Source organism: Enemella evansiae (genome assembly GCF_002250705.1).
GTDB classification, from domain to species: Bacteria; Actinomycetota; Actinomycetes; order Propionibacteriales; family Propionibacteriaceae; genus Enemella; species Enemella evansiae.
Window position 1 is genome coordinate 1 of record NZ_NMVP01000001.1, and the last position, 20410, is coordinate 20410.

Sequence of the window (20410 nt, forward strand, 5' to 3'; positions counted from 1 at the left end):
TGGTCATCATCGGCCGGCTGCGCCGCGACCCCGACACCCAGGCCTACTTCCACCGACGCACCAGCGAACACAAGACCCGCGCCGAAACCATCCGATGCCTCAAACGCCACCTCGCCCGCACCATCTACCGAAACCTCAAAACCGACCTCATGACCACTTGACGATCTATAGGACCGTCGCAACCCATTGCTCCGCTTCGCTCCGCATGGCTCGCTACTCGATGAGCGTGGGGGTGGCTAGCGTGGGGGTGCGTGGGAGAATCGGCGGCATGACGACCAAGCCAGCCGCCGAGTCCGAGGGACTGCGCTCGGTGGCCTCGGCACTGGACCTGCTGGAGTGCTTCGCGGTCGACGGGGAGCTCGGGGTGTCCGATCTGGCGCGCCGGATGGGGGTCGCCAAGTCCACCGCGCACCGGCTGCTGTCCACCCTGCGCACCCGCGGTTTCGTCGAGCAGAACCCGCAGACCGGCCGCTACCGACTCGGGCTGCACCTGTTCGAACTCGGCCATCTGGCCCAGGTGCGCTCCACCCTGCGGCAGGTGGCGCTGCCGATCTGCCAGGACCTGGTCCGGCGTACCGGGCTGACGGTCAACCTGTCGGTACCCGACGGAGCCGACGTGGTCTTCGTCGAACGGATCGACGTGGGTCGCAGCGGGGTGGAGCTGAACGAGTCCGGGCGCCGGCTGCCGGCGCACGTCTCCAGCTCCGGCAAGGCGCTCGCCGCCTGGCACCAGCGCCTGGCCGACGCCCGCACCGAGGCCGGTTTCCCGCCGCGGGCCAGCAACACCGTGCGCACCGCGACCGACTGGGAGCAGGCGCTCGCCGAGGTCCGCCAGCGCGGGTACGCCACCAGCCGCGACGAGTCCTACGACGGGGTCAGCACGATCGCCGTCCCGGTGCTCGACCTGCGCCGCGAGGCGATCGCCGCGGTCTCCTTCTTCGGGCGTACCGACGACCTCGACCGCCGCCAGGCCACCCTGGTCCGCCTGCTCCAGCACGCCGCCGCCCGGATCGCCGCCGACCTCACCGCCGCCCGGCGTTCCTGAGCACGGAACGACCCACCCGCAAGCCGTCCTGCCGTCCTAGGGTTGAACTCGCAATACAGCGAATCGAGGAGGATCCATGGCCCAGTGGGACGAGCAGAGCGTCGGCGAGGAATTGTTGGCGTGTGAGGCCGAGCGACGTGACCGGGAACCGTTCACCGACGAATGGCCCGAACTGGACGTGGACACCGGTTATCGGATCCAGGACGCCACCCTGGCCAAGCGGCTGGCCCGCGGGGAGAAGCTGATCGGGGTCAAGCTCGGCCTGACCAGCGAGGCCAAGCAGAAGCGGATGGGGGTGTACGCCCCCTTCGTGGCCTGGCTGACCGATGCGATGGTCCTCGAACCCGGCCAGCCGGTGCCCCAGGACAAGCTGATCCACCCGCGGATCGAGCCGGAGATCGTCTTCACCATGAAAGATCGGCTGTCCGGCCCCGGTGTCACCCGGGACAGCGCGATGGCCGCGGTCGGCAGCATCTCCCGCGGCGCGGAGATCATCGACTCCCGCTACAAGGACTTCCGGTTCAAGGCCGGTGACGTGATCGCCGACAACGCCTCCTCCGGTGCCTTCGTCGTCGGCGCCGACGAGGTCAGCCCCGACGACATCGACCTGGTGAACGAGAAGGTCGAGGTCTACACCGACGGTGAACTCGTCTACACCGGTACCGGTGCCGACGTGCAGGGTCACCCCGGTGAGGCGCTGGCGCTCGCCGCCAACGACCTGGCCCGCCGCGGCCTGGCGATCGAACCGGGCTGGATCGTGCTCACCGGCGGCATCACCGACGCCGTCTTCGCCCCGCCCGGTGGCCGGACCGAGGCGAAGTTCTCCACCCTGGGCGAGATCACCATCGACGGGGGAGAGCCGGCCGAGAAGGCGGCCGGCTGATGCCGATCGTCGAGGTCACCCTGGCCGAGGGGCGTACCCCGGAGAAGCTCCGGAACCTGATCACCGCACTCACCGACGCGGTGGTCGACACCGGGGTCGGCCCCCGGGAATCGGTGCGGGTGATCCTGCGTGAGGTCCCCGCCACCCACTTCGCCGCGGCCGACGAAACCCTCGCCGAACGTGCCGAACGGCGTACCCGCGAAGCCGCGGAATCCCAAGCAGAGCAGCAGAAACAGAAGGGTCAATGAGATGAGCAAGCGCAAGGAGATCACCGTTCGGCAGTTGCCGAACTTCATCAACGGCGAGTATGTCGAGACCGGCGACACCTTCGACGTGCTCTACCCGATCACCGGTGAGGTCACCGCGAAGGCGCACCGGGCCGGTCAGCAGCAGGTCGACGACGCCGTTGCCGCCGCCCGGGCCGCGCTGAGCGGACCCTGGGGTCAGCTGTCGGTGTTCGAGCGTTCGGCGATGGTGAAGGCGATCGCCGAGGGTGTCCGCAAGCGCTTCGACGACTTCCTCGAGGCCGAGGTGCTGGACACCGGCAAGCCGTACGCCACCGCCAGCCACGTCGACATCCCGCGCGGCGGCGCCAACTTCGAGGCCTTCGCCGACGTGCTCAAGGAGCACGCCACCGAGGCCTTCCCGATGCCGACCCCCGACGGCCGCGGCGCGCTCAACTACGGCGTGCGCCGCCCGCGCGGAGTGATCGGAGTGATCTCGCCGTGGAACCTGCCGCTGCTGCTGATGACCTTCAAGGTCGGCCCGGCCCTCGCCTGCGGCAACACCGTCGTGGTGAAGCCGTCGGAGGTCACCCCCTCCACCGCCACCCTGCTCGGTGAGGTGATGAACGAGGTTGGCGTGCCCGAGGGCGTCTACAACGTCATCCACGGCTTCGGCGACACCGGCGAGATGCTCACCTCCCACCCCGGGGTGGACGGCATCACCTTCACCGGCGAGACGGTCACCGGCACCCACATCCTGAAGGCGGTCGCGCCGACGCTCAAGGCGTCCTCGATGGAGATGGGCGGCAAGAACCCCGGCATTGTCTTCGAGGACGCGGATCTGGACGTGGCGGTCAACGAACTCGGCCGGGCCTCGTTCCTGAACACCGGCCAGGTCTGCCTGGGCACCGAGCGGATCTATGTGCACGAGTCGGTCTTCGACGAGTTCGCCGAGAAGCTGACCGAGTACGCCAAGAAGCTGCGCTACGGCTACCCCGACGAGAAGGAGACCACCTTCGGACCGGTCGTCTCCGACGAGCACCGGGACAAGGTGATCAGCTACTACAAGCTGGCCCAGGACGAGGGTGCGGAGGTGCTGCACGGCGGCGGCGCGCCCAGCTTCGGCGACGAGCGGGACGGCGGCTCCTGGGTCGAGCCGACGATCTGGAAGGGCCTGGCGCACGATTCCCGGACGATGACCGAGGAGATCTTCGGCCCCTGCACCGGGCTGATCCCGTTCTCCGACGAGGACGAGGTGATCAAGCTCGCCAACGACACCAAGTACGGGCTGGCGGCCACCTTCTTCAGCTCCGATGTGTCCCGGGTGCACCGGGTCGCGCCGCAGCTGGAGGCCGGGATCATCTGGGTCAACAGCTGGTTCCTGCGCGATCTGCGGACCGCGTTCGGTGGCATGAAGCAGTCCGGCATCGGCCGCGAGGGCGGTGTGCACGGGCTGGAGTTCTACACCGAGACCTCCAACGTCTGCGTGAAGCTCTGATCCGACGCGGAGTCGCCGCGGGGATCGCCGCGGGGGTCGTGGTTCCGGTCATCCCCTAGGGTTGGCCCGGAACCACGACCCGACGGAGGCGATCGATGGGGCACACCCGCCTGTTCCTGCAGCACAGCCTGGCCAATTACAAGACGGTCGGGGCGGTCCACCCGACCTCGGCCCGGGCGGCCCGGGCGATGGCCGCCGAGCTGATCCGCCGCGACGGGGCGCCCACGCGGGTGCTGGAGATCGGCCCCGGGGTCGGCCCGATCACCGCACAGATCGTCAAGGCGATGGGGCCCGAGGACACCCTGACCTGTGTCGAGCTGATGCCCGAGTACGCGGAGGTGCTGCGCCGCCGGTTCGCCGACGAGCCCGACTTCCGGCGCGTCGCCGGGCGCAGCGAGGTGATCACCGGTGATGTCCGCGAACTCGCCGAGGACGCCGAGTTCGATGTGGTGATCGCCTCGGTACCGTTCAACACCCTCGGTGAGGAGACCACCCGCGGCATCTTCGAGGTGATCCGGCGGGTGCTGCGGCCCGGCGGGACCTGCACCTACATCGAGTACGCCTGGCTGCGCGGTTTCCGGCAGGCCTTCGACCGGTTCACCGGTCGCGGTGGTGGGCACTCGGACTTCCTCGATGATCTGCTGGACCGGCACCGGTTCCGGACCGACCTGGTGTTCGGCAACATCCCGCCCGCCTGGGCGCACCATCTGCGCTTCACCGACGCCCCCGATGCGGAGGCCGAGGAGGTGGGCCCGGCGCGGGTGCCGACCAGCGTTCCGCTGACCCGCCGGATGCACATCGACCGGGACGGCGTGGGGATCGCCGCCGGTGCGGCGGTGGCCACCGGGCTGGTCGGGTTGGCCGGCCGCGGGACACAGTCACGCCTGGCTAGGGGAGCATGGTTGCTGCCGGCCGGGCTGGGACTGGCCGGGGCGGCGTTCTTCCGGGACCCGGTACGCGAGGTGCCGGCCGACCCGGAGGCGATCGTCTCCTCGGTGGACGGCAAGGTCCTCAGCGTGGAACGGCTGGACTCCGACGAGCATCTCGGCCCGGGTCCGTGGCTGCGGATCGCGACCTTCCTGTCGATCTTCTCGGTGCACATCAACCGCTCCCCGGTCGCCGGGCGGGTGGTCGAGGTGATCGACCGCAACGAGGGCGGGTACGCCGCGGCGATGAAACCGGCCGCCGAACACAACGTGGCCAAGACCGTGGTGCTGCAGACCACCCGCGGCCGGGTCGGGGTCACCCAGCGCACCGGCATGGTGGCCCGCCGGATCGTGGTCCGGCACGGTGCCGGCTCGGTGCTCGCCAAGGGCGAGCGGTACGGGCTGATCCGCTTCGGCTCGCGGACCGATGTCTACCTCCCCGCCGACCGGGCCGAGGCCGTGGTCAGCAAGGGGGCCGTTGTGCATGGTGGCGAGACGATCATCGCCCGCTGGCGCTGACCGACGTTCGTCGAGTAGCGGGCCCGGCGCAGCGAAGCGGAGCGTGTCCGTGCCTGCGGTCGATGCCCGGGAGCAGCCCAGTGAGCAAACGCTCCTTCTTGCGTGACCACCCAGTCGGTGCAGGCCCTCGCCTCGCTGCTCCCACCGGAATCTGCGGCTCGATTCCCGACCGGCGCCCGGATCGGCGGATTTCTCGATCGAGCCGCAAATTCTGGCCGGTCAGCGGGGACCACAACGGGTCAGGCCGGCCGGTGGCGCCAGATCCGCACGGCGCCGGTGCCGTCGGTGACGACGATGTCATTGTCGATGTAGCGGGGAAACCCGGGTAAGGCATCGGAGCGCTCGGTTCCGGACCGGTCCAGCGCGGTGACCCGAGTCTCGCGCGAACCTGCACCCACCCAGAGATAGCCGTTCGTCACGCCATGGACGAAACGCAGGTCGTCGAGTTGCCCAGGGCCATGCAATGGCTGGGGATCGCTCAGCCGCTGACTCCACAGCGCGTAGGTCGACCCTGTCGGGGCGTTGCTGACCCAACTGGCGAAGGGGATACCGTCGAGGTCGGTGCCAAGGCCGACGAACGAGCGCTGGCCCAGTTCTGGGCCGAGTTCGCCGCCGGGCAGTGCGACGAGGCGAGGCTGCAATGGGTTGGTCAGGTTTCGATCTGCCCGGTCAAGCAGTGCGATACCGGCAGTGGCGTCCTGCCACCGTCCGGGTTCGGACAGTCGCCATCGTTCCCGGCCGGTCCGGGCATCGAGGGCCAGCGGCGTCGGAAGGGTTCCGCCGTCATCGGGAGTGGCTACTCCGAGGGCCAGACCGTCGACCAACTTCTGGGTGAGGACGCCGGGGATCTCCCACAGTTTCTCGCCGGTCGCCGGATCGAAACCCATCGTCACACGGGGCGTGCCATCGGTTGGTCCGTACCCTGTCCCATGGGGCGGGTCGCCGCCGATGTTCACCACGACCACGTCACGGGAAGCGCCGACGATACTCGGGAAGATGTTGTTGCGGCCCCTGGCGCCGACGGAGTCTCTCGGCACCGGTGGCAGCACCGGGGCACTCCAGAGCAGTCGTCGATCCACCGCCGAGAACGCCAGCAATCCCTTGCCCTCGGTCAGCGTGGCCCGGTCGGCGGTGCACCCGGCGTCGCCCGGACACGGATCTTGGTAGTACTGCTCGACCAGCAGACCCCCGCGATCATCCGCCGTGGCCCAGCCGTCCATGGTGAACAGGCTGACCCGGCCGATCTCGGGCAGGGTGAAGGTTTCGGGCAGATCGCGGCCGTTCCACTGCTCTGCGCCGGTCCGTAGATCGATGACGCTGAAAGCGCCGCCCGCACCGAGGACCAACGTGTTCTCGTTGAGCCTGGTCACCGGGCGGTCCACACTCCGTACCGCCAGGTTGGGATCGACCGGTATCTCCTCGGTGATCAATCGGGGCAGCTCGGGGCCCCGGTAGACCGGTGGACCGGTCGGCGTGGGTGCGGGCTCGGTGCCGCTCCCGGTACACCCCGTGACCACCAGCATCAGGCAGCTCGCGGCGGCGACCAGGGTGCGGAGCATCCGATGAGGTTAATCCGCGCGCGGGTCAGCCCGGCCGATGACGCCAGATCCGCGGGGGCCCACCTGGGCCCCCGGTCACCAGGAGCTCGTCGTCGACGTAACGGGGGAACCCGGGGAGTGGATCGGAGCGGACGGACCCGGTCCGGTCGATCGCCGTGACCCCGTTCTCCGGAGCGCCGAGAGTCCGCCAGGCGTACCCTCGGGCGACCCCGAGCACCGAACCGTGCCCACCGAGCCGCGTCGGCCCCGTCCGTGGCTGCGCGTCACGAAATCCCTGACTCAGCAACGCGTATTCGCGGCTGCCCGGGACGGACTCGATCCAGGTCGCGTACGGGATCCCGTCGCTGCCGCTCCCCAGGCCGACGAAGTTCTCGTCCTGCGGCAGTTCCGGCCCGACCTCGCCCCCGGGCAGGGAAACCAGCCGGGGTGTGGTCGCCCGGTTGGTCGAGAAGTCTCGCCGGCGCAGCAACCCCAGACCCGGGGTCACCTCCACCCAGTCACCCGCCTCCGCCGCGGGCAGGCGCCAGCGCTCGGTCCCGGTGCCGAGATCGAGCGCCACCGGCACCGGCGGGTTCGCGCTGTCGGTCGGCGCGGCGATGCCCAGCGCCAGATCATCGACGACCTGCTGGGTGAGGACGCCCTGGACCTCCCACAGGCGTCGCCCGGACACCGGATCGAGCGCGAGTGTCATCGGCGGCGGTCTGCCCGGTAGGTACCGGGTCCCGTCACCGGGGTCGGCGCCGATGTTGACCACGACGGCCTTCGCGGTCGCGGCGACGACCTTGGGGAAGCGCCAGCGGTTCTCCTCGGCCACCGGGGTGTTGCCCGGCACCGGTGGCAGCAACGGCGCACTCCAGAGCAACCGCCGATCCGCGACCGAGAACGCCAGCAAGCCCTTGCCCTCGGTCATCCCGGGTCGGTTGTCGGGGCACGGCTGAGCCTTGTCCGGGCAGGGATTCTGATAGTAGGACGCGACCAGGATGCCCCCACCGCCATCATCGGCGGCGCGTACCTCGGATGAGGAGGCGACGACCCGACCGATCCCGGGCACCTCGACCCGTTCCGGCAGATCGGCCGAGCTCCACAACTGCCGCCCGGTACGCAGATCCAGCACGCTGAAGCCCGCGCCACCCTCGGCACCACCACCACGGACGACCACGGTCTCGGTGCCGGTCCTGACCACCGGACCGTACGCCTCCCGCACCCAGACGCGCGGGTCGACCGGCACCTCCTCGGTGACCAACCGAGGCAACTCGGGGCCCTGATAGATCGGTGGCCCCGTCGGGGTAGGCGTGGGGGCGGGCCGGGGTTGGTCGACTGCGGCCGTGCAGCCGGTGACCGCGAGCACCAGGCAGGCGGCGACGGCGGTGAGGGTGCGGAACACCCAGTGAGAGTACGCAGTCAGCGGGCCAGTACGAGCGTGGCGAGCAGGCCGCCCGCGACCAGCCACAGCAGGTCCAGCGGGTCGAAGGCGCCGCCGAGCACGAAACCCGCACCGGGGATCACGGCCGCGATCCGTTGCGGCAGCTCGGACAGCTGCCACAGTTCCACCCCGCAGGCCAGGACGGTCCCGATCAGCCCGGGCAGCAGCGCACCCCGGTGCGGCAGCAGCAGTGCCCAGACGCCGACGGCCGCTGCGGCGTACATCGCCGAACCGACCGCATCGGTACCGGGCAACTCACGAAACGGCTGGACCGCGAACCCGACCACCAGGGCGACGATGAGGACCAGGACTGCCCGCTTGCGGGTCGGCGTACGCACTCGACAATCCCAGCGGATCGCGGGCGGTCCGGGCATCGCCCGTCGGTCCGGGCATGGTGTGCGATGCCCCGACCGAAGTCCGATGCCCCGACCGAGCGGGTCGGCCCGGGGAGGCGCTCATCTCGACACGCTGACCCGGCTCGGCTTCGCTGCGCCGGGTCAGCCACTCGATGAGCGTTCGCTACTCGGGGAGGGCGTCGGCGTCGTCGGGGGCGAGCCGGTAGCGCAGGGCGAGCAGCGGGCCGCTGAGCAGGAAGGTGCCGATCACCGCCACGAAGACGGTCGGCATGCTGATGATCGCGCCGATCCCGACCAGGCTGAGCAGCCAGGTCCGGATCCGCAGCATCTGGTTGAGCTTGGGATAGGGCAACGAGGAGACCATGGCGGCGGTGCAGGCGAGGATCAGGATCATCGCCGGTACGAACCCCAGCCGCGGCACCGCCAGACTGCTGCCGATCAGGATCAGTGCGGCGATCGTCGTCGGCAGTCCCTGGAACCAGGTGCTGTTGTAGGGGGTGACGTTGAAGCGGGCCAGCCGGATCGCGGCGGCCAGTGCCATCGCGATGCAGGCCCCGGCGACCAGCCACGCGGGCCCCCGATCGGCCAGCCAGTAATAGGTGACCAGCGGGGTCGCGATCCCGAACGAGGCCATGTCGGCCAGCGAATCCATCTGGGCGCCGAACGGGGTCGACACCCCGAACTTCCGCGCCAGGCTGCCGTCCAGGCCGTCCAGTGCGATGCACCCGAGCAGACAGCCCCGGGCCTCGGTCAGCCCGCCGTTGGCGGCGAACAGGATGGCCGCCAGGCCGAGCAGGATGCTGCCCAGGGTGCAGGCCTGCACCAGGGCGAAGCCGATCATCCGTTTCGCGCTCCGGTCCCCGCAGACCAGTTGCTCCCGGCAGCTCGGCTGCGGGGTGTTGTTCGGGTGCTGCCGGTCCGGACGCAGCGCGAGCCCGCTGAGCCGCTGGTGCGGCCGCATCGGTTGTTGGCTCATCTCCGTCCTCCTCGGGCGCGTTGCTCAGTCACGATAACGGTCCGCAGGGGATTTCACCGGAATTCCCCCGATCATTCGAACCGGAACCTGCCGCGGTGTGGAACGATTCGGCACCCGGAAACGTTGAGTTCCCGCACCCGTCCCGCCCCGGGAGCACTGTTCGCCCGCGGTGCAGTAGGGTCGGGCACCGATCCTGCGATCGCCTCTAGGAGAACGATGTCCCAGCCGCTGCCGCGGGCTGTGCAATGGGCCGCCACGATGGCCGGCCACCAGGTTTCCGACGACGGTACGCCGAGTGCGCTGGTCCGGGCGCACCGCGATTCGGCCGCCGGCATCGACCTCGGCCGACGCAACGGCCGCGAGGAGCGTGAGGCCCGCGAGGCGGCGCTGTTCAGCCCCGGTGCCGCCCTGGCCCACGGCGCCGGCAACCGCGCCGTCGAGGAGGAACCCGACCCCGAACGCACCTGTTTCGAACGGGACCGCGACCGGATCGTGCACTCCACCGCCTTCCGCCGGCTGGCCGGCAAGACCCAGGTCGTCGTGCACCCCGCCGATCACGAACGCACCCGGCTCACCCACGCCCTCGAGGTCGCCCAGGTGGCCACCTCGATCGCCCGCGGCGTTGGGGTCAACGTGGCGCTCGCCGATGCCATCGCGCTCGGTCACGACTGCGGCCACGGGCCCGGTGGGCACGCCTCCGAGGACGCCTTCGACCACTACATCCCCGAGGGCTACGACCACGGTCCGTGGGGCGCCGACGTCGTGCTCACCCCACTCAACCTGTGCGCCGAGACCCTCGATGGCATCCGCAACCACTCCTGGTCGCGGCCCGCGCCCGGCACCGTCGAGGGTGAGATCGTGTCCTGGGCGGACCGGATCGCCTACTGCGCCCACGACCTGGAGGACGCGGTGCACGCCGGCATCGTCGCCGAACGCGACATCCCCGCCGAGATCGCCGACATCTGCGGTCGGACCCGGCGCGAACAGCTCGGCACCTTCGTGCATGCGGTGATCGACGGCGTGCTCGAATCCGGCCAGGTCGGCATGGCGCCCGAACCGGCGGCCGCGCTGGCCGGGTTGCGCGCCTTCAACTACGAACGCATCTACACCCGGCCGACCTCGCTGGCCCAGGCGAGTGCGGTGGTCCGGTTGCTGTGTGCGCTCACCGAGCACTACGCCGAGCACCCCCGCGATCTGCCCGGACAGCCCGCCGTCGACCCCGGCAGCCCCGAGGCGCTGCGGGCCGCGGTCACCTGGATCGGCGGGATGACCGACCGGTACGCCTTCGACACCGCGGTCCGTGTCCTGGACTGGCCCACCGACCAGCTACCTCAAGGAATCGACCGTGCCTGACCCGGCCAGACCGACGCCCCCGATCCACCTGCGGGGCGAGGGCACCAGTGTGATCTTCGAGCTCGACGACGAGCAGGCACCGGCGGTCGTGCACTGGGGCGCCGACCTCGGCGAGCTGAGCGCCGAGGACCTCCTCGAGCTCGCCCGAGGCACCGCCGAGAGCACCCGGACCAACGGGGCCGATGTGCCGATGCGGCTCGGCATCCTGCCCGAGCAGCGCACCGGCTGGGCCGGTCGGGCCGGGGTGCTCGGCTCCCGATCCGGGCGCGACTGGTCCCCGGCCTGGCGGCGCACCGGTGTCGACCAGCAGGAGCGCTCGGTGCGCTTCGACCTGGTCGATGAGGCGGCCCGGTTGACCGCCACCCTCACCGTCGAGCTGCTCACCGGCGGTGCGCTGCGGTTGCGCGCAGAGCTGACCAACACCGGTGCCGAGGACTACCAGCTCGACCGGCTGAGTCTGGCGCTGCCGGTCCCGGAACGGGCCACCGAGATCCTCGATCTGGCCGGCAGCGGCGTACACGAACGCGTCCCGCAACGACACCGACTGCAACAGGGCCGCTGGGAGCGGGAGTCCTGGCGGGGGCGTACCGGTGCCCAGGCCGCCACCATGGTGCATCTCGGTACGCCCGGTTTCGACTTCGCCGACGGCGAGATCTGGGCGGTGCACACCGGCTGGAGCGGCAACCACAGCCACCATGCCGAACGGACCTGGTCGGGGCAGCAGGCGATCGGCGGCGGGGAGGCGCTGTTCCCCGGCGAGGTACGCCTGGCCGCTGGCGAGTCCTACACCAGTCCCTGGTTGTACGCCAGCCACGGCCGCGGCCTCGACGAGGTCGCCGACCGGTTGCACACCTGGCTGCGGTCCCGGCCGAACCACCCGACCCGGCCGCGTCCGGTCACCCTCAATGTCTGGGAGGCCGTCTATTTCGACCACTCCCTCGAACGGCTGCTGCCGATCGTGGAGCGGGCCGCCGAGGTCGGTGTGGAACGGTTCGTGCTCGACGACGGCTGGTTCGGCGCGCGCCGCGACCAGCGGGCCGGCCTGGGGGACTGGGTGGTCTCGCCCGAACCCTGGCCCGACGGGCTCGGGCCGCTGATCGATCGGGTGCACCAGCTCGGGATGGAGTTCGGGTTGTGGATCGAACCGGAGATGGTCAACCTCGACTCCGACATCGCCCGCGCCCACCCCGACTGGGTGATGGCCACCGGCGACCGACTGCCGCCGGCGCAGCGCGACCAGCAGGTGCTGAACCTGGGCATCGCCGAGTGCTACGACCATGTCCGCGACCAGCTGGTGGCGCTGCTGGATGAATACGACATCGGTTACTTCAAGTGGGACCACAACCGGGATCTGATCGATGCCGGTACCGCGCCGGATGGCCGGCCCGGGGTGCACGCCCAGACGCTCGCCTGCTATCGGTTGATGCGCGAACTCAAGGAACACCAACCCGGGTTGGAGATCGAGTCCTGCGCCTCCGGCGGTGGCCGCGTCGATCTCGGGGTGATGGACATCTGCGACCGGATCTGGGTCTCGGACAACATCGACCCGCACGAACGGCATCGGCTGCACCGCTGGAGCAACCAACTGCTCGGCTGGGAGCTGCTCGGCAGCCACATCCCCTCACCGCGGAACAAGGTCACCGCCCGGGTCAGCGACCTCGGTTTCCGCGGCGCCACCGCGCTGTTCGGGCATCTGGGCATCGAATGGGATCTGTCCGAGGTGAGCGATGCGGAACGGGCCGAGGTGGCCCAGTGGGTGGCGCTGCACAAACAGGTCCGTGACTGGGTGCACCGCGGCCGGATCCATCGCAGCGACCCCGCGACCGCGCTGCAGCTCGACGGGGTGGTCGCCGAGGATGGCTCACAGGCGCTCTACAGCCTGGCGCAGCTGGACATGCTCGATACCGGCCGGGCCGGCACGGTCCGCCTGCCCGGCCTCGATCCCGACCGTCGCTACCGGCTGCATCGGGTCGCACCGACCGGTCCCCGGCTGGCGAACCGGGGCGCCCCGACCTGGTGGGGCAGCGAACCGGTGCTGTCCGGCCGGGTCTGGGGCAGTGTCGGTGTCCAGGCACCCGAGCTGACCCCGGACCAGGCCGATATCTGGCATCTCGTCGCCGAATGATCGACGCCGCGGACTGATCAGGGCCGCAGTTGGCCCCGCAGATCGGCGGGCAGCAGCTTCGCCGCGGCCACCAGCCGGGCGGCGACGGTGACGGTGATCGTCTGGGCGGCCATGATCCCGACCAGCACCAGGATCTGTGCGGCACCGGCCTGCAACGGGCTGCCACCGCCGAGCAGCACGCCGATGAACGCGCCCGGCAGGGTGACCAGGCCGACGGTGCGGGTCTGGTCGATGTTGGGCACCAGCGCCTCGGTGCGCGCCGGGTCGACCAGCTCGGTGAGCACCTGGTGCCGCTCCAGCCCGATCGACAGCCCCGCCTCGTACTGCGGCTGCTCGCCGCGCAGCTGCGCGAAGGCGCGGCGCGCGAACAGGGTGTGGCCGGTCATCGTGTTGCCGCCGATGATGCCGGCGATCGGGATCAGCGAGGCGCCGTTCAACGGGGCCGCGCCGGTGGCGAAGACCACGACCAGCACCGGCAGCAGACCGCAGCCCATGGCAAGAGCCACCCACCACCAGCGATCGCGTACGCCACAGCGGCTCGCCGAGGTGCCCACCGCGACCGCGAACATCAGCAGCACCAGCGGCGCCGCCAACCACAGGTGTCGGATGGCGACGACGATGATCAGGGAGATCGCGGCGAGCTGCAGCACCGCGCGGACCGCGGCGACCGACAGCTCCCGCGCCAGCCCGAGCCGGGACAGCACCGAGAACAACACGGCCAGCCCGACGAGCAGCACGATGGCGGCCAGCAACGACCAGCCCAGCTGTCCCTCCACCCGGCAAACTCTAGGCCGGTGGACCGACAACCGGGCCGGTGGGCCGCGGCCGCGGACCGGAACCTCAGCCGGCGAGCAGCGAACGCCAGGTCAGCGGACCGACGATGCCGTCCACTTCCAGCTTCTCCCGGGTCTGGTACGCCTTCACCGCGGCGAGTGTCTTCGGGCCGAAAGAGCCGTCGACCGCGATCCGGGCGCCGGCGGTGTTCAGCGCGAACTGCACCGCCCGGGCCAGATCGCCGGTCGCCCCACGCCGGGCGACCACGGCCAGCTTCGGCCAGGTCTTCGGGCCGATCACCCCGTCGGCGCTGAGCCGCTGGGCGCGCTGGAAGGTGGTCACCGCGGTCTGGGTCGCCGGCCCGAAGGACCCGTCGACCTGCAGATCACCGGCCGCCCGGTGGTGCCGCAGCAGGTGCTGGGCGGTGCGGACCGCGTCACCGGTGCTGCCCCTCTTGAGCACCGGCCAGGAGTCGGCGGGCGGCGGCGGGGGAGGTGGCGTGGGCGTGCCGCCACCGCCGAGCACCTTGGCGACCTCGCTGCGGAACCGCGCCAGGTCCTTGTGGAAGGTGTCACCGGGGCAGACCGTCGACGAACCGATGCTGTCGCGGTGCCCGATGATCTGGGACACCGGGATCTTGTACTGCTGGCACAGCCAGGCGACCAGCTGCACCAGCGCCCGGCGCTGGGCCGCCGGCGGCAGCTGGGCGGTGTAGGTGCCCTCGTTCTCGATGCCGATACCGGTCCGGTTGCTGCCGGGGGCGTGGATGCCCTCGATGAAGTTCTTCCCGCCGATCGCCGCGGCCAGGCTGCCGTGCCGGGCCTCCATCACCACGCCGCCACGGGAGACGGTGAAGTGCTGACCGGAGTCACCCCAGCCCTTGTCCATGTGCCAGTTCTGGATCTGCCGGGACAACCGGAACGCCTGGGCCTGCGAGGTGTCGCTGACGTTCTGGGTGGCGGTGTGGTGGATGACCACGTAGGTGGGCCGGTAGCCGAGGGTGTTCAGCCGCCGGTCGGGATTGCGGGCACCCCACTGGGCGGTGGTGTAGATCCGGGGGCGGGCGACGGCGGCGTACGCGGCGCCACCGATGCCGAGGGCGGCCACGGTGCCGACGGCGGCCGCGCCACCGATGAGGGCTCGGCGGCTGAGCCGCGGCTGGGTGATCGGGGTGTTCATGGGGCGTCCTCCTAGGTCTGCGATGAACCTAGGGCTCACCCGGTGCCCGGGAAACCTCGGTGACTGCGGAACTTTCCCTTGCCTGGAAGGGGAAACTTCCGCTTGCTGCGGGTCGCGAAATCAGCTGTTGGCGCGTTGGAAGGCGGTCACCTCGGTGCGCAGCCGGGGCAGGTCGGCATGGAACCGGGCCCCCGGGCAGTCGGTGTTCGAACCCTGGCTGTCCCGGTGGCCGATGATCCGGGAGACCGGGATCCGGTACTGCCCGCAGAGCCAGGCGAGCAGTTGGACCAGGGCCTGCCGCTGGGCCGTGGGCGGGAGCTGGGAGACGTAGTCACCCTCGGTCTCGATGCCGATCCCGGTGCGGTTGCTGCCAGGAGCATGGACGCCCTGCACGAACCGTCGACCGCCCTGGGCCGCGGCCAGGCTGCCGTGCCGGCCCTCCAGCACCACGCCGCCGCGGGAGACGGTGAAGTGCTGGCCCGAATCACCCCAGCCCTGCTGCATGTGCCAGTTCTGGATGGAGCGGGCGAGGGAGTACGCCTGGCTGCGCGAGGTGTCGCGGGTGTTCGCGGTGTCGGTGTGGTGCACCACCAGATAGGTGGGTCGATAGCTCAGCGTCCGCAGGCTCCGATCGGGGCTGCGGGCACCCCAGTCATCGGTGCCGGCGACCCGGGGAGCGCCGACCAGCGGCTGCGGCGTACCGTCGTCGCGGAACAGCGCATAGCCACCCAGACCGAGGGCCGCCGCACCGGCGGCCGCGCCACCGCCGAGCAGGGCGCGCCGGCTGACCCGTCGCTGCCCGGTGCTCGGGTAGGGGTCCATCGGTCCTCCTGGCCTGCGGCGAGAATCCCTGTGTCAGCAGAGGAAGACTGCCGGCAGGTGAAGGCGGTCCTGAATCGAGGGTAGCGCCGGAACCAAGCCCGGGACGTGGACTCAGGGTCGTTTCAGGGCCCCACGGTCATCGAGTAGGCCGCCATGCGGAGCGAAGCGGAGCAATGGCGGCCGTGTCGAGATGACCTCACCCAGTCGGCGTAGGTTGACACCATGGACACCATGGCGGAGGAGGGCGACGTCGTCGAGGTCGCGGGACAGCGATTCCGCTTCGACCGCGCCACTCGGGAGGACGTGCCGGCGATCGTGGCGATGCTGGCCGACGACCCGCTCGGTTCCGGACGGGAGAGCGGGGTGGAGGAGGCCGGTTATCGGGCGGCCTTCGACGCCATCGACGTCGACCCGGCCCACCTGCTGGTCGTCGTCCGGGATCGGGCGGGTGAACCGGCCGGCACCATGCAGTTGACCCTGTTGCCCGGACTGTCCCGTGGCGGCACCACCCGGCTGCAGATCGAGGCGGTCCGGATCGCTGCGGCGTACCGCGGCCACGGACTGGGCACCGCGATGATCGAGTGGGCCCACGAGCACGGCCGCCGCAACGGTGCCCGGCTGGTCCAGCTCACCACCGACAACTCGCGCACCGACGCGCACCGGTTCTATGAACGGCTCGGCTACCGGGCCAGCCACGTCGGGATGAAGCGGCCACTGGACTGAGCCGGACCGCACCCGGACGGGCGGGCTGCGGGCTTCGAACCGGCGCGTACACTGCACCCCGTGGCGGGCAGGATCTCGGATGAGGACGTGGCGGAGGTACGCAACCGTGCCCGCATCGAGGAGGTCGTGGGGCAGGTCGTCGCACTGCGCAACGCCGGCGGCGGATCGCTGAAGGGCCTGTGTCCGTTCCACGACGAGAAGACCCCCAGCTTCCAGGTCACCCCCAGCAAGGGCTTCTACTACTGCTTCGGCTGCGGTGAGGGCGGCGACGTGCTCAGCTTCTTGATGAAGCACGACAACCTGTCCTTCACCGAGGCCGTGGAGAACCTGGCCGATCGGGTCGGGGTGCAACTGCGCTACCTGGACGGCCCCGGGGCACCGCGCACCGAACCGGGCCTGCGGACCCGGATCCTGGAGGCGAACGCCGCCGCCGCCGAGTTCTTCTCCGGGCAACTGGCCGGTTCGGACGCGCTCGCCGGCCGACAATTCCTTGCCCAGCGAGGATTCGACCGCGCCGCCGCCGAGCACTTCGGCATCGGCTGGGCTCCCCGCGGTGGCAAGGAACTGCAGCGTTTCCTGCAGAACAAGGGATTCTCCCGTGCCGACCTGGTCAAGGCCGGGCTCGCCCGGGAGTCCGGGTGGGACTTCTTCCAGGGCCGGTTGCTGTGGCCGATCCGCGACTCCTCCAAACAGGTCGTCGGCTTCGGTGCCCGGCGGATCTTCGACGACGACCGGATGCCCGCCAAATACCTGAACACCCCGGAAACCCCGGTGTACAAGAAATCCCACGTGCTCTATGGCCTCGATCTGGCCCGCAAGCAGATCGGGCAGAAGTCCCAGGCGGTCGTCGTCGAGGGCTACACCGACGTGATGGCCGCGCACCTGGCCGGGGTGGACACCGCGGTCGCCTCCTGCGGCACCGCCTTCGGTGAGGACCATGCGCGCACCCTGCAGCGGCTGATGGGCGGTGACGCCTTCGCCGGCGAGATCATCTTCACCTTCGACGGTGACGCGGCCGGTCAGGCCGCCGCGCTGAAGGTGTTCAACTTCGACCAGAAGTTCATCTCCCAGACCTATGTGGCGATCGAGCCGACCGGGCTGGATCCGTGCGACCTGCGGCTCGACCACGGCGAGGCCGCGGTCCGGGAGCTGGTCGCCCGCCGGGTGCCGCTGTATCGCTTCGTGATGAGCAATGTGTTGTCCCGGTTCGACCTGGACCGCGCCGATGGTCGGCTCGGGGCGCTGCGGGCCGCGGCACCGCTGGTGTCCTCGATCCGCGACACCTCGCTGGTGTCGGGGTATGCGCGGGAGCTGGCCGGGATGATCGGCATGGACGTCGACGAGGTACGCCGCGAGCTCGCCCGGGCGGCCCGCCGCGGCGGCGTCCCCGAGGAGGAGGCGGCCCCGCAGCCGCAACCGGCCCGGGAGCGGTCCGGCGGGATGCCGTGGCCCGATCCCCGGGATCGGCGCCTGGTGGTGGAACGTGACATCGCCAAGCTGCTGCTGCAGCAACCCGAGCTGTTCGGCGCCGACTGGCAGCAGATCACCAGCGACGACTTCACCCATCCGGCGTACGCGGCGGTGCTGACCGCCTGCCGGTCGGTGGCCGAGGCGGGTCCGCGGGGCGGGGACGACTGGGCGCAGCGGGTGCAGGCCGCCAGCGGCGACACCGAGCTCGGCCAGCTGGTGGTCGCGCTCTCGGTGGAGCAGCTGCTGCACACCGCCGACGAGGCCTATGTGGCGGCGTACGTCGCGAAGCTGCGGCTGCTGACGGTGAATCGCCGGATCGCGGACCTGAAGTCGCGGCTGCAGCGCACCAATCCGGTCGAACAGCAGCCGAGCTACAACCAGATGTTCGCCGAGCTGTTGTCCCTGGAGGCCGACCGCAAGACCCTGCAGGTGCGGACCCTGGGGGCCACCGACTGAGGGTGGATGTCAGCGGGCCGGAGGAATCCGTGTCGTCCGGTTGTTGACTCCACAGGAAGGCCGATCGGCCGCTCGATCCGGCCGGCGGTGACCATGGTGTGGGCATGGAGTACTGCACGGTGGAAGCGGCCGAGGTGTTGAGCGCGGCCGAGGAGATCGAGCTCGCGCGGCGGATCGAGGTCGGGCTGTACGCCGACCGGTTGCATCAGGCTGGTGGGCATCCGGCCGCGACGATGGCGCAGCTGGACCGGTTGGTCGCCGAGGGGGAGTCGGCGGCCGAACGGTTCCTGATGGCCAATGTGCGGCTGGTGTCGATGGTGTCGCGGCCGATGGCCCGGGCCACCGGTGCCTGCGAACCCGATCTGTTCCAGGAGGGGTTCGCGGCGCTGGTGACCGCGCTGTACCGCTTCGACCACCGGCACGGCACCCGGTTCGCGACCTATGCCCTGCCCTGGATCCGTTCGGGGGTGGCCGAAGCGATCGGGCGACAACAGGTGTCACCGGCGCCGATCGACCGGGTCCGCATCCGGCAGCAGTGGTGGCGGCTCGCCCAGAGCCTGCGCCGGGAACCGAGTGCCGTCGAGGTGGCCGAACTGCTGGGCGTACCGGCCGCTCGGGTGGAGCGGGCGATGCACGCCGAGGCGGCGGTGCTGCTGTTCGACGGGGCCAACCACCACGAACCGGCCGACCCGACCGCCCAGCAGCGGCTGAGCCGGGTCGTCGACGCGCCGGCACCGGTGCATGACTGGCTGGCCGCCCTGCCCAAGCTGGAAGCCCGGGTGCTCTGGTTGCGGTTCGGTTTCGCCGGCGAGGTGACCTCGTACGCCGAGGCCGCCCGGATCCTGCACCTCGACGCCTCCCGGGTGCGCCGACTGGAGCACCGCGGTCTCGACCGGTTGCGCGAGGTCTGCCACACCGACGACCTGCCCGCCGCCGGCTGAGCGAGACGCACCGTTGGTTGAGCGAGCGTCAGCGAGTCGAAACCACCGCCGGTTGAGGACCCTAGGATGGCGCCATGCCCCTGTTCCGCCGCCAGCAACCGAAGCTCGACAAGACGACCGCCGACGGACTCGCCGAGGCGTACACCCAACGGTTCGATCGCCGGATCACCCGCCCGATCGTGGCGACCGAGAACGACGGGTTGTGGACCGTGCTGCTGCCCGATGCGCTGGCGGTGCAGCGCGGCGATGGCTGGCTTTTCGTCGGTTGGCACGAGATCGACCGCGGCGGCTGGAACTCGCAGAACTCCGAGTTGCGCTGGGAGCTCGTCGACGGCCGGCGGGGGAGCGTGCTGCTGGACAACCCGGGTCGGGTGCCCGAGGTCTTCGCCGAGCGGGTCGCGGCCAGCATCGTGGTGCAGCAGCATCTGGACATCGAGGGCACCCGGGAGGGTGCGGTGGTCAGTGCCCGGCGCGACCTGGGGGACCGCTCCGCACCGTTGCTGTGGCGCACCCGACGGGGCCGCGGTACGCCCGATTCGGCCGAGGTGCGGGAGCTGCTGGGGGCCGAGACCAGGCGGCTGCAATCCGATTACGACATTTGAGGCGATCCTGCTAGAGTTTCCAACCGCGCCACGGCGATCCCCCGTAGCTCAATTGGCAGAGCATTCGACTGTTAATCGAAGGGTTACTGGTTCGAGTCCAGTCGGGGGAGCCAGATCGAACAGGCTCCTGACCACAGCGGTCAGGGGCCTTCTTCTTTCGCTAGGCTCACTGCCGTGAGTGAAGCTGTCAGGGTTGCCGATGTCAACGAGCTGGAACCGGGTCAGGCGATGAAGATCGACGCCGAGATCGCCGGTACCGAGGACGACGTCTGCCTGGCCCGCTCCGCCGACGGCACCTTCTATGCCGTCGACAACACCTGCAGCCACCAACTCGCCTGGCTCGATGAGGGCTGGGTCGAGGGGGACACCATCGAGTGCCCGGTGCACTCCTCGGAGTTCTGCCTGAAGACCGGTGTACCGCTCACCCTGCCCGCCACCGAACCGGTCGCCACGCACCGGGTCGAGGTACGCGACGAGGGCGTCTGGCTGCTGCCCGACGAGGTCACCGAGGACTGAGCCGCGGAGACTGCGGAGCCGGACCGGTGGCCCGGCTGGC

At 70.5% G+C, this 20410-nt stretch carries 19 protein-coding genes and 1 tRNA gene; 13 read left to right on the forward strand and 7 right to left on the reverse strand.

Annotation, left to right across the window (positions count from 1 at the left end):
- The first annotated feature begins 268 nt into the window (after nt 1-268).
- The 5 genes from BI335_RS00005 to BI335_RS00025 all read left to right on the forward strand — a co-directional run bounded on the left by BI335_RS00005 (nt 269) and on the right by BI335_RS00025 (nt 5095).
- Nucleotides 269-1045 carry an IclR family transcriptional regulator gene (locus tag BI335_RS00005; RefSeq protein ID WP_094429329.1) on the forward strand — a complete coding sequence of 259 codons (777 nt, stop codon included), beginning with the start codon at nt 269-271 and terminating at the stop codon, nt 1043-1045.
- A 76-nt stretch (nt 1046-1121) separates the two neighbouring features.
- A complete protein-coding gene (locus tag BI335_RS00010) occupies nt 1122-1928 on the forward strand; it encodes a 2-keto-4-pentenoate hydratase (RefSeq protein ID WP_094429330.1) in 807 nt (268 codons plus the stop codon).
- Nucleotides 1928-2176 (forward strand): tautomerase family protein, encoded by a 249-nt coding sequence (locus BI335_RS00015; RefSeq protein ID WP_094429331.1) that lies wholly within the window; start codon nt 1928-1930, stop codon nt 2174-2176. The genes BI335_RS00010 and BI335_RS00015 overlap by 1 nt, the downstream gene beginning before the upstream one ends.
- 1 nt (nt 2177) lies before the next feature.
- On the forward strand, nt 2178-3650 hold the full coding sequence (locus BI335_RS00020) for a 2-hydroxymuconic semialdehyde dehydrogenase (protein WP_094429332.1): 1473 nt from the start codon (nt 2178-2180) through the stop codon (nt 3648-3650).
- Nucleotides 3651-3745: 95 nt separating this feature from the next.
- A complete protein-coding gene (locus BI335_RS00025) occupies nt 3746-5095 on the forward strand; it encodes a phosphatidylserine decarboxylase (RefSeq protein ID WP_094429333.1) in 1350 nt (449 codons plus the stop codon).
- Between the two features lie 239 nt (nt 5096-5334).
- Here the strand turns inward: BI335_RS00025 and BI335_RS00030 are convergent, their stop codons facing one another.
- The 4 genes from BI335_RS00030 to BI335_RS00045 form a co-directional block, all read right to left on the reverse strand.
- Nucleotides 5335-6654 (reverse strand): PQQ-binding-like beta-propeller repeat protein, encoded by a 1320-nt coding sequence (locus BI335_RS00030; protein ID WP_094429334.1) that lies wholly within the window; start codon nt 6652-6654, stop codon nt 5335-5337.
- A 25-nt stretch (nt 6655-6679) separates the two neighbouring features.
- On the reverse strand, nt 6680-8038 hold the full coding sequence (locus BI335_RS00035) for a hypothetical protein (protein ID WP_094429335.1): 1359 nt from the start codon (nt 8036-8038) through the stop codon (nt 6680-6682).
- A gap of 17 nt (nt 8039-8055) precedes the next feature.
- Nucleotides 8056-8415 carry a DUF2809 domain-containing protein gene (locus BI335_RS00040; RefSeq protein ID WP_094407250.1) on the reverse strand — a complete coding sequence of 120 codons (360 nt, stop codon included), beginning with the start codon at nt 8413-8415 and terminating at the stop codon, nt 8056-8058.
- A gap of 181 nt (nt 8416-8596) precedes the next feature.
- Nucleotides 8597-9409 (reverse strand): CDP-alcohol phosphatidyltransferase family protein, encoded by an 813-nt coding sequence (locus BI335_RS00045; protein WP_094429336.1) that lies wholly within the window; start codon nt 9407-9409, stop codon nt 8597-8599.
- Nucleotides 9410-9625: 216 nt separating this feature from the next.
- Between BI335_RS00045 and BI335_RS00050 the strand changes: the two genes are divergently transcribed.
- Both BI335_RS00050 and BI335_RS00055 read left to right on the forward strand, forming a co-directional pair.
- The gene (locus BI335_RS00050; RefSeq protein ID WP_094429337.1) at nt 9626-10762 is read left to right on the forward strand and encodes an HD domain-containing protein; all 1137 of its coding nucleotides are present in this window, start codon (nt 9626-9628) and stop codon (nt 10760-10762) included.
- Nucleotides 10755-12887, forward strand: a complete 2133-nt coding sequence (locus BI335_RS00055) for an alpha-galactosidase (protein ID WP_094429338.1) — start codon at nt 10755-10757, stop codon at nt 12885-12887. Before BI335_RS00050 ends, BI335_RS00055 begins: the two co-directional genes overlap by 8 nt.
- Before the next feature lie 17 nt (nt 12888-12904).
- Here the strand turns inward: BI335_RS00055 and BI335_RS00060 are convergent, their stop codons facing one another.
- From BI335_RS00060 to BI335_RS00070, 3 genes are all read right to left on the reverse strand, one after another.
- Nucleotides 12905-13627, reverse strand: coding sequence for an ABC transporter permease (locus BI335_RS00060; protein WP_094360676.1), 723 nt, complete (start codon nt 13625-13627; stop codon nt 12905-12907).
- 100 nt (nt 13628-13727) lie between these two features.
- Nucleotides 13728-14840, reverse strand: a complete 1113-nt coding sequence (locus BI335_RS00065; RefSeq protein ID WP_229118929.1) for a peptidoglycan recognition protein family protein — start codon at nt 14838-14840, stop codon at nt 13728-13730.
- A 120-nt stretch (nt 14841-14960) separates the two neighbouring features.
- Nucleotides 14961-15662, reverse strand: a complete 702-nt coding sequence (locus BI335_RS00070) for a peptidoglycan recognition protein family protein (RefSeq protein WP_094429339.1) — start codon at nt 15660-15662, stop codon at nt 14961-14963.
- Between the two features lie 222 nt (nt 15663-15884).
- Between BI335_RS00070 and BI335_RS00075 the strand changes: the two genes are divergently transcribed.
- From BI335_RS00075 to BI335_RS00100, 6 genes are all read left to right on the forward strand, one after another.
- Complete coding sequence (locus tag BI335_RS00075) at nt 15885-16385, forward strand: GNAT family N-acetyltransferase (protein WP_094429340.1); 501 nt, start codon at nt 15885-15887, stop codon at nt 16383-16385.
- 60 nt (nt 16386-16445) lie between these two features.
- Nucleotides 16446-18311 carry a DNA primase gene (gene dnaG / locus BI335_RS00080; protein ID WP_094429341.1) on the forward strand — a complete coding sequence of 622 codons (1866 nt, stop codon included), beginning with the start codon at nt 16446-16448 and terminating at the stop codon, nt 18309-18311.
- A gap of 104 nt (nt 18312-18415) precedes the next feature.
- Entirely contained in the window at nt 18416-19252 is an 837-nt protein-coding gene (locus tag BI335_RS00085) for a sigma factor-like helix-turn-helix DNA-binding protein (protein ID WP_094429342.1), read from the forward strand.
- A 74-nt stretch (nt 19253-19326) separates the two neighbouring features.
- Complete coding sequence (locus tag BI335_RS00090; protein WP_094429343.1) at nt 19327-19854, forward strand: hypothetical protein; 528 nt, start codon at nt 19327-19329, stop codon at nt 19852-19854.
- A 37-nt stretch (nt 19855-19891) separates the two neighbouring features.
- Nucleotides 19892-19967, forward strand: a tRNA-Asn gene (locus tag BI335_RS00095).
- Nucleotides 19968-20028: 61 nt separating this feature from the next.
- Complete coding sequence (locus BI335_RS00100) at nt 20029-20370, forward strand: non-heme iron oxygenase ferredoxin subunit (protein WP_094429344.1); 342 nt, start codon at nt 20029-20031, stop codon at nt 20368-20370.
- The last annotated feature ends 40 nt before the right edge of the window (nt 20371-20410 follow it).

What these genes read in the sequence shown, in the direction of transcription:
- BI335_RS00005 (WP_094429329.1), top strand. Translation starts at nt 269, where the DNA reads ATGACGACCAAGCCAGCCGCCGAGTCCGAGGGACTGCGCTCGGTGGCC.
- BI335_RS00010 (WP_094429330.1), top strand. Translation starts at nt 1,122, where the DNA reads ATGGCCCAGTGGGACGAGCAGAGCGTCGGCGAGGAATTGTTGGCGTGT.
- BI335_RS00015 (WP_094429331.1), top strand. Translation starts at nt 1,928, where the DNA reads ATGCCGATCGTCGAGGTCACCCTGGCCGAGGGGCGTACCCCGGAGAAG.
- BI335_RS00020 (WP_094429332.1), top strand. Translation starts at nt 2,178, where the DNA reads ATGAGCAAGCGCAAGGAGATCACCGTTCGGCAGTTGCCGAACTTCATC.
- BI335_RS00025 (WP_094429333.1), top strand. Translation starts at nt 3,746, where the DNA reads ATGGGGCACACCCGCCTGTTCCTGCAGCACAGCCTGGCCAATTACAAG.
- BI335_RS00030 (WP_094429334.1), bottom strand. Translation starts at nt 6,654, where the DNA reads ATGCTCCGCACCCTGGTCGCCGCCGCGAGCTGCCTGATGCTGGTGGTC.
- BI335_RS00045 (WP_094429336.1), bottom strand. Translation starts at nt 9,409, where the DNA reads ATGAGCCAACAACCGATGCGGCCGCACCAGCGGCTCAGCGGGCTCGCG.
- BI335_RS00050 (WP_094429337.1), top strand. Translation starts at nt 9,626, where the DNA reads ATGTCCCAGCCGCTGCCGCGGGCTGTGCAATGGGCCGCCACGATGGCC.
- BI335_RS00065 (WP_229118929.1), bottom strand. Translation starts at nt 14,840, where the DNA reads ATGAACACCCCGATCACCCAGCCGCGGCTCAGCCGCCGAGCCCTCATC.
- BI335_RS00070 (WP_094429339.1), bottom strand. Translation starts at nt 15,662, where the DNA reads ATGGACCCCTACCCGAGCACCGGGCAGCGACGGGTCAGCCGGCGCGCC.
- BI335_RS00075 (WP_094429340.1), top strand. Translation starts at nt 15,885, where the DNA reads ATGGACACCATGGCGGAGGAGGGCGACGTCGTCGAGGTCGCGGGACAG.
- BI335_RS00085 (WP_094429342.1), top strand. Translation starts at nt 18,416, where the DNA reads ATGGAGTACTGCACGGTGGAAGCGGCCGAGGTGTTGAGCGCGGCCGAG.
- BI335_RS00090 (WP_094429343.1), top strand. Translation starts at nt 19,327, where the DNA reads ATGCCCCTGTTCCGCCGCCAGCAACCGAAGCTCGACAAGACGACCGCC.